Annotated in this window: 7 protein-coding genes and 1 pseudogene; 5 read left to right on the top strand and 3 right to left on the bottom strand. The window is 46.8% G+C overall.

Annotated elements, in window-relative coordinates:
• Nucleotides 1–351 precede the first annotated feature (351 nt).
• The 3 genes from H6F44_RS07970 to H6F44_RS07960 all read left to right on the top strand — a co-directional run bounded on the left by H6F44_RS07970 (nucleotide 352) and on the right by H6F44_RS07960 (nucleotide 4,999).
• On the top strand, nucleotides 352–534 hold the full coding sequence (locus H6F44_RS07970) for a hypothetical protein (protein ID WP_190350429.1): 183 nt from the start codon (nucleotides 352–354) through the stop codon (nucleotides 532–534).
• Nucleotides 535–555: 21 nt separating this feature from the next.
• Complete coding sequence (locus H6F44_RS07965; protein WP_190350428.1) at nucleotides 556–2,295, top strand: CocE/NonD family hydrolase; 1,740 nt, start codon at nucleotides 556–558, stop codon at nucleotides 2,293–2,295.
• A gap of 181 nt (nucleotides 2,296–2,476) precedes the next feature.
• Nucleotides 2,477–4,999, top strand: a complete 2,523-nt coding sequence (locus H6F44_RS07960) for a VIT domain-containing protein (RefSeq protein WP_242016487.1) — start codon at nucleotides 2,477–2,479, stop codon at nucleotides 4,997–4,999.
• A gap of 46 nt (nucleotides 5,000–5,045) precedes the next feature.
• Here H6F44_RS07960 and H6F44_RS07955 read toward each other — a convergent pair whose 3' ends face one another.
• Both H6F44_RS07955 and H6F44_RS07950 read right to left on the bottom strand, forming a co-directional pair.
• Nucleotides 5,046–6,788 (bottom strand): glycosyltransferase, encoded by a 1,743-nt coding sequence (locus tag H6F44_RS07955; protein ID WP_322096182.1) that lies wholly within the window; start codon nucleotides 6,786–6,788, stop codon nucleotides 5,046–5,048.
• A 318-nt stretch (nucleotides 6,789–7,106) separates the two neighbouring features.
• Nucleotides 7,107–7,301 carry a hypothetical protein gene (locus H6F44_RS07950; protein WP_190350427.1) on the bottom strand — a complete coding sequence of 65 codons (195 nt, stop codon included), beginning with the start codon at nucleotides 7,299–7,301 and terminating at the stop codon, nucleotides 7,107–7,109.
• A gap of 202 nt (nucleotides 7,302–7,503) precedes the next feature.
• Here H6F44_RS07950 and H6F44_RS07945 point away from each other — a divergent pair, with 202 nt between their 5' ends.
• Nucleotides 7,504–10,254, top strand: coding sequence for a phycobilisome rod-core linker polypeptide (locus H6F44_RS07945; protein WP_190350426.1), 2,751 nt, complete (start codon nucleotides 7,504–7,506; stop codon nucleotides 10,252–10,254).
• A 224-nt stretch (nucleotides 10,255–10,478) separates the two neighbouring features.
• Here the strand turns inward: H6F44_RS07945 and H6F44_RS07940 are convergent.
• Nucleotides 10,479–11,123: pseudogene (locus H6F44_RS07940) on the bottom strand (Rpn family recombination-promoting nuclease/putative transposase); the annotation flags it as partial.
• A 193-nt stretch (nucleotides 11,124–11,316) separates the two neighbouring features.
• Between H6F44_RS07940 and gap the strand changes: the two are divergent.
• Nucleotides 11,317–12,342 (top strand): type I glyceraldehyde-3-phosphate dehydrogenase, encoded by a 1,026-nt coding sequence (gene gap, locus H6F44_RS07935; protein ID WP_190350424.1) that lies wholly within the window; start codon nucleotides 11,317–11,319, stop codon nucleotides 12,340–12,342.
• The last annotated feature ends 173 nt before the right edge of the window (nucleotides 12,343–12,515 follow it).

Raw genomic sequence — 12,515 nt, 5'->3', positions numbered from 1 at the left:
TGGCAATTGCGGTAAGATGGATGCTGAGATTGGTTGAGATTAGAACTATTTCTAATATAACAATCTCCACAGGGTCGCTAGATGCCGCCCTCAGCAACCAGCCTCCTCTCTGATTAAATTGCATTGTATTCACAAGTTATTATCTATAGCACGAGTTACTAATGATCCCCCTCAATCCCCCTTGTAAAGTGGGAAGAAGAAAATTCTCCCCCCTTTACAAGGGGGGCTGGGGGGGATCGAAGCCTTGAATCGTAGACAGAATTATGTGGACAACGTAGCGTTAAGAGAGAGGGGGAATTAAAACTAATTTATTGTTCCCTTCTTTAATCCCAATTCCTCAAATTTAACCCTATGTCCACCCCTGAATCCTTAAAAACTAGATTCGTCGCGATCGCTTCTAAACGAGAACTTCTATTGCAACTATCCCTCAAAGAAAACTTAGGAAGCTTGCGGATTGATGTCATTCAAGCTTTAGAAGAACTTGATGATTTATTTATTGATTTGCGGAAGACCTTTCCCGATTGGCAAGAATAAACACAAGAATAAACAGTTTTCATGGCTCCAAAATTAACCGCCTTCCATACCCATGTGACAGTACAGCGTCAGGTCAAAATCCCGATGCGCGATGGCATTGAGCTAACCGCCGACATCTATCGCCCCAAGGGAGTTGATACTGCTCTGCCCGTATTGCTGATGCGTCTGCCCTATGGTCGGGCGATCGCCTCAAGCTGCACCTACGCCCATCCTAGTTGGTATGCCCACCAAGGTTACATCGTGGTTATTCAAGATGTGCGCGGTTGTGGCACAGCCGCAGGGGAATTCTATCCATTTGTCAATGAATATAACGATGGCTTTGATACGGTGGAATGGTGCGCGAAGGAACTAGAGGGCAGCAATGGTAAGGTGGGAATGTATGGATTTTCCTATCAGGGCGTAACCCAGTTTCAGGCAGCCGTCAAGCAACCACAGGGACTAATTACAATTTGCCCAGCGATGGCAACCGTAGATTTCTATCATGGTTGGTTCTATTTTGGTGGCGCTGTTTGCCTTGACTTTGACCTGACTTGGGCATTGCAATTGGCACAGAATCGCGCTTGGTATCTCAAACGTGAACCCCAAGCCACAGCATTATTTGCCGCGCAAAAAGATGTTGCCAAATGGCTGGAATCTGCTCCCCTCAATGCCATTGAAATTTTTAAGGGTCAAGACTTTGGCAAATTTGGGCAGTTCTTTTTTGATTGGATTGGCAACCAAACTGCCAATGCTGAATATTGGCAAAAGCTCAATCCCCTTAGTTATTTTGATCGCTACGATATCCCCGCCCTGCACATTGCTGGCTGGGCAGATCTATTCATCGAAGCCACGATCAATAGTTATCTCCATGCAAAAAGCGCCACCGCCAAGCCCCAGCACTTGATCGTTGCGCCTTGGCAACATTTACCTTGGTTGCCGCAGGTCGGCGAATTGGACTTTGGGGAAGCCGCCATTTCCCAAATTGATCGCCTGCAAATAGATTGGTTCGACTTTTGGCTAAAGGACATCGACAACGGCATCAGCGATCGCGCCCCTGTCCAGATGTTCCTCATGGGTAAAAATCAATGGCTAGAAGCATCCACATTTCCCGCACCAAACCAGCCAGACCTGCAATTCCAAAATTTTTATTTGGATTCTCACAAGCAATTAATCACTCAATTACGAATTACGAATTACGAATTACGAATTACGAATTACGAATTACGAATTACGAATTACGAATTACCAATCCCCGATACCTACGTCTACGATCCCCGCAATCCTAATCCTGCGACTGCTTATGGATTTTACGATCAGCGCAAGGTGCATCAACGTTGGGATGTATTGGTATATCAAAGCCAAGTTTTAGAAGCGGATTTGGCGATCGCGGGTATTCCTGAATTTATACTTTATGCCGCCAGTACCGCTCCCGATACAGATTGGGTAATCAAGCTTTTAGATATCTATCCCGATGGTAGACAAATGCTGGTATCGATGGGGGTATTACGGGCTAAATTTCGTAATTCATGGATCAGCCCCGCATGGCTGGAGTCCGATCAGGTCTATGAATACAACATCAAATTGCGTCCCACTTGTCAAAACTTTGCCAAAGGACATCGGTTAGGCGTGGCGATCGCTAGTGCTGCCTTTCCACTGATCGAGCGCCATAGTAATACGCAAAGGTCGCCGTCAACAGCGAGGGTGACAGATTTTGTTGAAGCCACCCAACAGATTTTTTATGGTGCAGAGTTTCCTTCCCATTTAAAGTTACCGATGATTTAGGTTGCGAGTTGTTGTTACCAAAAATGCAACTAGATGATCGCCCTTCAAGATTGATGTCAGACTGAAGGCTAGGAAATTATACCAACCCCAAGCAGTGGCGTAGCCGTTTCTTCAGTTAAAAATCTGCATTGGATTTGGTATGAGGAGTAGTTGCAAATTTGCAAATTGAGGATCGATAGCTATGAAATTCATTAAGCCCGTTTATATTGCGATTCCTATGGCGATCGCCGTTGCAGGATTAGTCGCCCACCGCACCCTTGCCCAGTCTAATCCATCAGATGTACCTAATAACTTCACAAATAGCCCTATGGTCATTTCTAGCAGCACCGTCCCCAATGGCATCATCGAACCCGTCAGCGATCGCCGCGCTTCCCCCCCCAAAGAACGCCCCACAGGTGGACTCTATGCCCAAGATCCTAAGCGCCGTGAAGCTTTTACCCTGACTAATACCGATGTTAAGGGCAAAATTTCGGGAAATATTGCAAGGGTGGAAGTGACCCAAACCTTTCAAAATCCCTATGACAAGCCCCTAGAAGCGATTTATGTATTTCCACTGCCCGATCAGGCGGCGGTGGATGATATGGAAATTCAGATCGGCGATCGCATTATCAAGGGGGACATCAAAAAGCGGGAAGAAGCTAAAGAAATCTATGAACGCGCCCGCCAGCAAGGACGCACCGCAGGCTTGCTAGAGCAGGAGCGAGACAATATTTTTACCCAGTCTCTTGCCAATATTAAGCCGGGGGAACAGATTAAAGTCACAATTCGCTACACCGAAAGCCTGAAGTTTGAGAAAGGGGATTATGAATTTGTCTTCCCGATGGTCGTGGGACCCCGCTATATTCCGGGATCGGCGATCGATCCGCAGGGAGATACCATGCAGGTTCCCGATGCTTCGCGCATTAATCCGCCTGTGGTCAAGCCATCAACGCGATCGGGCAATGATATTAAGGTAAGTTTGCAGATTGAGGCAGGTATTCCCATTCGCAATCTTTATTCCACTTCCCACCGTCTCAATGTGCGTAATCAAGGGGAGGCGATCGCCCTGCAACTCGCCGCAGGGGATAACATTCCCAATAAGGATTTAATCCTGCGCTATCAGGTCAGTGGCGATCGCACCCAACCCACAGTACTGACCACGGAAACTGATCAGGGCGCACATTTTGCTAGTTATGTAATTCCTGCGGTGACCTATCGCGCCGATGAAATTGTGCCGAAGGATGTGGTCTTTTTGATGGATACTTCGGGTTCTCAAAGTGGCGATCCCATTGTTAAATCGAAGGAACTCATGCGCCGCTTCATCAATGGACTGAATCCCAATGATACCTTCACAATCATTGACTTTGCTAGCACCACCCGTCAGTTGTCTAGCACCCCTTTAGCGAATACCGCCAGCAACCGTCAAAAGGCGCTCTCTTACATCAATAACCTTGATGCTAATGGCGGTACTGAATTGATGAATGGGATCAATGCTGTGAACAAATTTCCTGCGGCGCGGGATGGCAGACTGCGATCGGTGGTGCTGATTACCGATGGTTATATTGGCAATGACAATGAAGTGATCGCTGCCGTGCAGAAAAACCTTAAACCAGGAAATCGCCTCTATAGTTTTGGGGTTGGCAGTTCTGTCAATCGCTATATTTTAGAACGCCTCGCCGAAGTTGGGCGCGGCACGGTGCAGGTGGTGCGTCAGGATGAATCGACTACGGAAGTCGCCGAAAAATTCTTCCGTCAGATCAATAACCCTGTGCTGACGAATATTCAGGTGCAATGGCAAGGTGAAGGCGCGGCTCCTGAAATTTACCCTCAAATTATTCCTGACCTATTTGCCGAGCAGCCTTTGGTTCTCTTTGGCAGAAAAAGCGATCGCTCCAATGGCAAGCTAAAAATTACAGGTATTGCCGCAGGGGGCGAGCGCTATGAGCAGACCCTCGATGTGAATTTTGGCAAAAGTAATTCTAACCTTGGTATTGCCCAACTTTGGGGACGCGCCAAGATCAAGAGCCTGATGAATCAAATGTTTGGCGGCGAAGTCAAATCTCTGGTTGATGCTGTCACCCAAACTGCCCTCAACTATCGCCTGCTGTCGCAATATACCGCTTTCGTGGCAGTCAGCGAAGAGGTGCGCGTCAACCCTGATGGCGGCAAAATTACGGTACAAGTGCCTGTGGAACTGCCAGAGGGCGTGAGCTATGAAGGCATTTTTGGGGCTAATACCGCCGATAAAGCCGTGAGTTATGCTGCGCCGCCTACGGGAGGCATAATGCCTCTCTCTCCCGCAACATCGGGAGCCGTCACCCGTTCTGCAATTAGAACCAGAGGCTCGTCCCGCTTAGAAGAATCTGCCGATGCCAATATTGCTGCCGAGTCTGCGCCGCAGCGCCCAATATCAATGCCCAAACCCACCAATGCTCAATCTCGAATTCAAATTGTCAGCATTACAGGGCTAACTGGTGATCTAACTACCGCAGAGCAGGCGATCGCCCAGCAATTGCGATCGCTGCAACTGCCATCAGGCATCTCTGGCAAGGTGGTCTTTGAAATCACGGTGCAAAATGGCAGACTGGTCAAGGTTATTTTTGATGATGTGGATTCCACCTTGCAGGATCAAAATGCGATCGAAATGCTGAAGCGATCGCTGCAAAATGTAGTCTTGCCATCCAGCTTTAAAGGCACAATGCGCCTAACTTTGAATGTGCAGTAACACCAATTAAAAAACAAAAGTGGTAGCGCCTCGCGCTACCACTTTTTTAATCGCGAGATTGCCACGACTGCCAAAAGGTCAAGCCACCCACATAGCCATAGCTAATGGCATAGAGCGCCATAAACGGCACGGTCATATACATGCCTTTATAGAGAGCGATCGCGCAGCAAATGGCGCTATAAGCACATAGCCCAATTTCAATGACAGCATTGAGATCAAGGGGAATCTTGTAGGCTTTGTTTTGCCAGCGATCGCTTTTATTTTTGATCGCAAATTTAGGGGTGCGGCGAAAATTTGCCCCAGTATTAAATAAACCCGCAAATACAGCACGGGTATTGCTCCATGACAAACCAGGTCCGAGCATTACCAAGCAAATAATCCGTCCTAAACGACGAAACCAAGATTGGGGATAGATGCGGCGCTGGGCATTAAGGTATAAAAATGGGGGGCCAAAGGTTGCCGATAGCATCAGGGTTGACCAAAAGCCACCCAAGGAGTTTTGCCAAGTGATCGAGCTAGAGGGAGGATTTACCAAACTGTTAACAATATTGGGAGCAATACTATTGGCGATCGCCCCTGAAACTGCACTAGTTTGAGTCATGCCCATTGTCAACAACAAAGGCATTGAGGTCAAAATCAAAAGCAACATCAAGGGATAGCTAGCATAGCCCGTCATGTGAAAGGTGGCTTGGATTTTTGCGCCCAACCTGATTTTTGCACCCCAAATCTGACGCAAGAGCTTCTTGGCACATTGGATGCCCCCCTTAGCCCAACGGAACTGCTGCAACTTAAAGGCAGCGATCGCCACAGGCAACTCCGCAGGCGCGACAATATCATTGTCATAAATAATTTGCCAACCCTTGAGTTGAGCGCGATAGCTCAAATCCATATCTTCGGCAAGGGTGTCGGCGTGCCAGCCGCCTGCATCAATGATTGCCTGTCGATTCCAGATCCCCGCCGTGCCATTAAAATTAAGGAAATAGCCATTATTTGCCCTCGCTTGTTGCTCAATGGCAAAGTGACCATCTAAACCCGTTGCTTGCAACTTAGTTAATAGGGAATATTCAGAATTAATATGTCCCCAACGGGTTTGCACCACTGCCACCTTACCGTGGGGATTTTCCACATAGTGGCGCATTGCATCTTTGAGCCAATGGCTAGAGGGGATAAAATCAGCATCAAAAATCGCGATATAGTTAGCCGCCACCATCGGCATCGCTGCCTGCAAAGCACCCGCCTTAAATCCTGAGCGATTTACCCGATGGATATATTCAATCCATAGCCCTTGGGATTGATAGGTGGCGACAGTTTCCCGCAAAATTTCTTGCGTATCATCCGTGGAGTCATCTAGCACTTGGATTTGCATCCGATCGCGAGGGTAGTCTAATGCACAAACCGCATCGACTAAACGCTGCGATACATAACGCTCATTAAAAATTGGCAATTGGATCGTCACAATCGGCCAATAGTCAATATGATCAATATGATCAATATTTGGGGCGACATTTGGGGCGACATTTGGGGCGATCGCATAGTTGGCAGACTGATGCTGCGGCAAATCTAGGCGAAATTGCTCAAAATTGCCAAAGCTGTGATCATCAAAATTATTAACAGTGATCGCCCTTAAATTGCGAGATGTGGCGATCGCGGCTTGAGCAGTCTGATATTCGCGAGCAACCCGCGATTTGCGGACAAAGGCAATTTGCTTGCGCCGAGATGGTGGCCGTCCATGAACAGCCGTCAGCCAATAGGCATTTAGTCCATAAAACGTGAGACACACTGCCGCCACAGTATTAATAGCAGCGAGGATCGATATTAGTATCAGAATGACCGTTGACTCCTTCTTACCACACCAAGCACTAATCTGAAAATTAACCCATAATCAAGCACAAAATGACTTAGCCATTTGTACTTTTAAAACCCCTACTGGGTTTGAGTTTTCATCCACAAAAGTATGACAACACTTTCATGAATTGGCATTACACCCTAAGGGCGATTCCTAAAAATATAGTTTTGGATAGTTTTAGCCGCTTACATGAGGACAAATCAAAACCCAACAAGCCATTGACGACACAGATAGCCGCCAAGCGCCTTAGGTCGTTATGTCCTAACCAAAATGGCGATCGCTAACAAATATATTTTCTAATAAGCAAATATTACCATCGACAAGGGAAAAGCCCCAGAAATGAGTGAGAACAAACCCAAAAATCAAAGGAATGGGGTGCATCGCAACGCTCTTTTGCTCTTTAGTTTTTTTAATTGGAGTGGCGATCGCCACAGATACCAAAAACAGGGCTTGCACCCTTTTATTCCGAAAATATCGGATCTGGCAAATATATGATCAGATTACTTTACAAAACTTATCGTTAGTTTAAGGGGGAATTGCCTGTAAATGCGGCATTTTCTGATGAGATAGAGTTAGATTTATGAGTTGGAAAACCCTATACTGGGTAGATATTATTTCGACTTTTTTACATACCCTTTAAAGATCATAAGGCAGACCCATGAGCGTAACAGCGTCAAGTGGTGCAGTAAATGCCCGCCCTCGTCTATATCAGACCGCTATATCTTCCACAATTTCGCAGATTGAGCAGCAGGATCGTTTCGCTACCCGTAGCGAACTAGAGGATCTATCAACTTATTTTCAATCTGGTCAAAAGCGTATTGAAATCGCGGCGATCATTACCCAAAACTCTGAAAATATCGTTTCTAAAGCTGCCAGCCGTATTTTTACAGGTGGTTCGGCGATGGCTTTCTTGGAAAGACCAAAGAGCGATGAAGAGCTAGAGGTAGATCGCGCTGGTCGCATCGTAGACATCAAGCGCGGCATGGAGTTGGGTACAACTATTTATGCTGAAGCCACTGGTGAAGGTGGTTTCTTAGGCGCAATTAAAAACTTTTTTGCCAATACTGGCATTACGGGCGTAATCGATGCCCCACCGCCCAATTTCCGCCCCATCAATATTTCTCGTTATGGCGCTGACCGCATGAAGAAGTCCCTGCGTGACTTGTCATGGTTTTTGCGCTATGCCACCTATGCGATCGTGGCAGGTGATCCCAATATTTTGGCGCAGAACGTGCGCGGCTTGCGGGAAATTATTGAAGCAGCTTGCTCCACCGATGCCACGATTGTGGCTTTGCAAACCATGAAGCAGGCGGCAGTGGGCTACTTCTTGAATGATCCTGTGGCAATTGACATCATCAAGCAATATATGGATGTGGCGATCGCTGAATTCAAAGCACCCACCCCTTCGCCCAAAGTGCGTCAGCGTAATTCTGAAGATCTGCAAGGTCTAGAATTACCTCAGATTTATTTCAACACCGCCGAGCGTCGTCAGAAATTCGTAATGAAGACGGGCTTATCCACTAGCGAAAAGAATGAAGTCATCAGGGCTGCTTATCGTCAAATTTTTGAGCGCGACATTACCAAAGCCTATAGCCAGAGCGTCTCTGACCTCGACTCCAAGGTAAAAAATGGCGAAATCTCCATGCGCGAGTATGTACGCCGTTTAGGTAAATCGCCTTTGTACCGCGACCAATTCTTTCTGCCCTTCATCAACTCCCGCGCCGTTGAGTTGGCATTCAAGCATTTCTTAGGTCGCTCCCCTGAAAGCCGCGAAGAAGTTGCCAAGTACTTTGCGATCGTCTCTAAGGGTGGTTTAAATGCCCTTGTTGATGCATTGGTAAATTCCCGCGAGTACAGCGACTATTTCGGTGAAGAAACCGTGCCTTACCTGCGCGGTTTGGGACAAGAGGCGCAAACCGCTCGTAACTGGGGCGCACAGTTCGACCTGTTCAACTACTCGGCTCCTTTCCGTAAAGTTCCTCAGTTCATCACCCTGTTCGCTGCCTACAATCAGCCTCTGCCCGATCAGCACGTTTACGGCGCTGGCAACGATCCCCTCGAAATCCAGTTTGGCGCGATCTTCCCTAAAGAAACCCGCAACCCCAATGCCTCACCGGCCCCCTTTGGTAAAGACACTCGCCGCATCTTGATCCGCAATGGCGCTGGCATCACCAACCAATTGGGCAATCCTAGTGCCACAGGCTCCATCGATCCCATGGCTCCCAAGGTCTTCAAGCTCGATCAAACCCAACGCGATAGTGTCAAAATTACTAAGGGTAAATCGACTAAGGTTAAAGGTGTAAGCATTACAAACTCCGAAACCTCAACCCAAGCTGTAATCCGCGCGATTTACTTGCAGATCATTGGCTTTATTCCTTACTCTGGTCAACGTCTGTCGGCGGCAGAAACCAGACTCGAAAATGGTCAAATCTCAGTCCGCGAGTTTGTGAGAATTTTGACCAAATCGCCAATTTTCCGCGATCGCTACTGGAGCAAGCTCTATGTTTGTAAGGCGATCGAATATACCCATCGCCGCCTCTTGGGTCGCCCCACCTATGGCCGCCAAGAAATGAATGCTTACTTCGATATCGCCTCGAAGAAGGGCTTCTATGCGGTGGTGGATGCGATCATGGACACCAAGGAATACGAGCAAGCCTTTGGTGAGGATACGGTTCCCTATGAGCGTTATTTGACCCCTGCGGGTGTATCTTTGCGGAATAACCGTATGGGTACATTGACCGAAGAAAAAGGCACTAAGGTGGTGGTTGAGACTACGCCTAAGTTTGTGGAACTAGGTCAAGTTACCGAAGAGCGTTCGGCTGTATCAATTCGCGATCGCATTAACCAAGGTGTTGACAAGAAGCGCGAACAACGCAAGATCTTCAAGCTCACCAATACCGATCCTGTGGAAACCGCCGCTTTGGTACGCGCCGCCTACCGTCAAGTATTCGAGCGTGATATGGATGCCTATGTTGCCTCCGAGCAGTTTAGCCAGTATGCCTCCAAGCTGAAGAATCGCGAAATTACCGTTAAGGAATTCATTTTGGCGATCGGTACTTCCGATCTTTACATCAAGGAATTCTATGCACCATTCCCCAACACCAAGGTGATCGAACTCGGCACTAAGCATTTCCTCGGACGTGCGCCCATCGATCAAGCAGAAATCCGTAAATACAATGTGATTTTGGCTTCTAGCGGCATTAAGGCGATGGTGACAGAGATGGTGAATAGCATGGAGTTCGGTGAAGCCTTTGGTGAAGATGTGGTTCCTTACAACCGCTTTGAAACCTTCCCTGCGGCAAACTATCCCAATACTCAGGAGCTATACAACCGCCTGACTAAGCAAGATAAGTCGATTGTTGTGCCAAGCTTTGCACCCACTCAATCGAAGATGCCAACAATGGTTTAGCTTTTAGCTTTTAGCTTTTAGCCTTTAGCTTTTAGCTTTTCTAAATAAAAGAACAATGCAGTCCGCGTAGTGGGCTGCATTATCTTTTTGGAAGTATAGCTGTAGTCAGTTATGTTAGGACAAACCCAAAACCCAAAAGAGAGTTGCGGCGCTTCGCGCCGCAACTCTCTTTTGGGTTTTAACTTGCTTGGCTATGGCTATAGATGATAGTTTCTATAATCGGGGGTCATGTTGGCTTTTTTGGCAAGTTCAAATGCTTGGCTAATCTCTGGCACGGTCTGCATCACTAATGGTATTGAGTCTAACTTTTGTGCTGACTTCATGAAGTAGATCCACTTGTCGGTCAAAGTTTCCAACTCTGCTAATTCTTTCCGAAATTTTGGTAATTCGACGAATACTAGCTCAATGTCATAAATTGGATAGTCAGTAAGATAGATTTTATCTTTAAGCATGAAATGCGAGATGCTCTGCTCTAGTTCAGGAAACACTTCAAAGTCAGCGATCGTAAGGACAATCACAGGTTCTAGATCGGTATAGTCATTGTCAATAATTAACTGCCCAGGATCAGCCTTCGCCGCATTGTATAAAATGCGATTTTCAAACCCTTCCACATTCAACACCTGCATCTCAATAATCACTGAGGAAGTGCGATCGCTTGTGTCTTTGATCGTTGCTTTTACATCTACATAGCTATCCTTAATGCCGCGTATTTTGGGAGCAAGGTAGGGATCGATAATTTCTAGATCTTGAATTGTAGGTTTGCCGTCATAAAGCAGCGCATTGAGAAAGCTAATCAAGATATTATGACTTTGTTGTGAGCCAAATATCTTCTTGAAGGCATAGTCAATTTTGGGATTGATAAATTGCATACATTTTATAAAATTAATTCATGAATTGGTCTTAAGATACTGTGAGGCAAAAAATTTTGCAAATATGGTCTTTTTGCCATTGCAAATTGGTAACGCTTTTGAATTCTAATAGATAGATTAAGATAAACTGTGACTTTAAAAACTTGGGTTAGCATAATCGCGAAGCACTATAGATAAGCTAAACAAGCGAAATATGGCTAAGCTCAGAATTGGTATCAATGGATTTGGCAGAATCGGTAGATTAGTGGTGAGGGTTGCGGCGAAGCATCCTGAAATAGAGATTGTGGGCATTAACGATTTAGTCCCTGCGGATAATCTCGCCTATCTACTTAAATATGATTCCACTCATGGTATTTACCAAGGCGCGATCGCTGCTAAACCTGATGGCATCGAAATCGATGGTCTATTTGTACCTTGCTCGGCAATTCGCAACCCTGCGGAATTACCTTGGGGCAGCCTCGGAGCCGATTATATAGTGGAGTCGACGGGCTTATTCACGGACTATGCGGGGGCAATCAACCATGTCAATGCGGGGGCTAAGCGGGTGATTATTTCTGCACCCACTAAAGACCCCGATCGTGTGCCAACCCTACTAATGGGGGTCAATCACACTAAATTTAACCCTGCAACGGATTTGATCGTTTCCAATGCCAGTTGCACTACCAATTGCCTCGCACCGATCGCTAAGGTTCTCAATGACAGTTTTGGCATTGCCGAAGGGCTGATGACCACAGTTCATGCCATGACCGCCACCCAACCAACGGTTGATGGACCTAGCAAAAAGGATTGGCGTGGTGGACGTGGTGCTAGTCAAAATATTATTCCTTCTTCTACTGGTGCAGCAAAGGCAGTGGCTCTGGTTTTACCCGAACTCAAGGGCAAACTAACGGGCATGGCTTTTCGTGTGCCAACCCCCGATGTATCCGTAGTGGATTTGACCTTCAAAACCGTCAATGCCACCAGTTACCAAGAAATTTGTGCGGCGATGAAGGCGGCTTCTGAGGGTAGCCTTCAAGGTATTCTGGGCTATACCGATGAGGAGGTTGCCTCCATGGATTTTAAAGGCGATTCGCGATCGAGCATTTTTGATGCAGGTGCGGGTATTGAACTAAATTCCAACTTCTTTAAGGTCGTGTCATGGTACGACAATGAATGGGGTTATTCCTGTCGGGTGATAGACCTCATGCTATCAATGGCGAAAGCCGAAGGGATTTTGTGATTTACAGCACTTTGTGGTTGGGTCACAATCAATAGAAGACCTTGAAGTTGCTGCGCTGCGGCATCTTTAGGGTCTTTTAGAGTCTTTTCGTGCCGCCCACTAATTTTTGAATGGGAAGGGAGTAGGCAAGGAAAGCACTGTAAACTTGATACCGTTAGATATTTTCAAGGGCT

This window comes from Pseudanabaena cinerea FACHB-1277 (assembly GCF_014696345.1).
Taxonomy (GTDB): domain Bacteria; phylum Cyanobacteriota; class Cyanobacteriia; order Pseudanabaenales; family Pseudanabaenaceae; genus Pseudanabaena; species Pseudanabaena cinerea.
The sequence above is the reverse complement of the archived record's forward strand: the minus strand, read 5'-3'. Positions and strand labels throughout refer to the sequence as shown.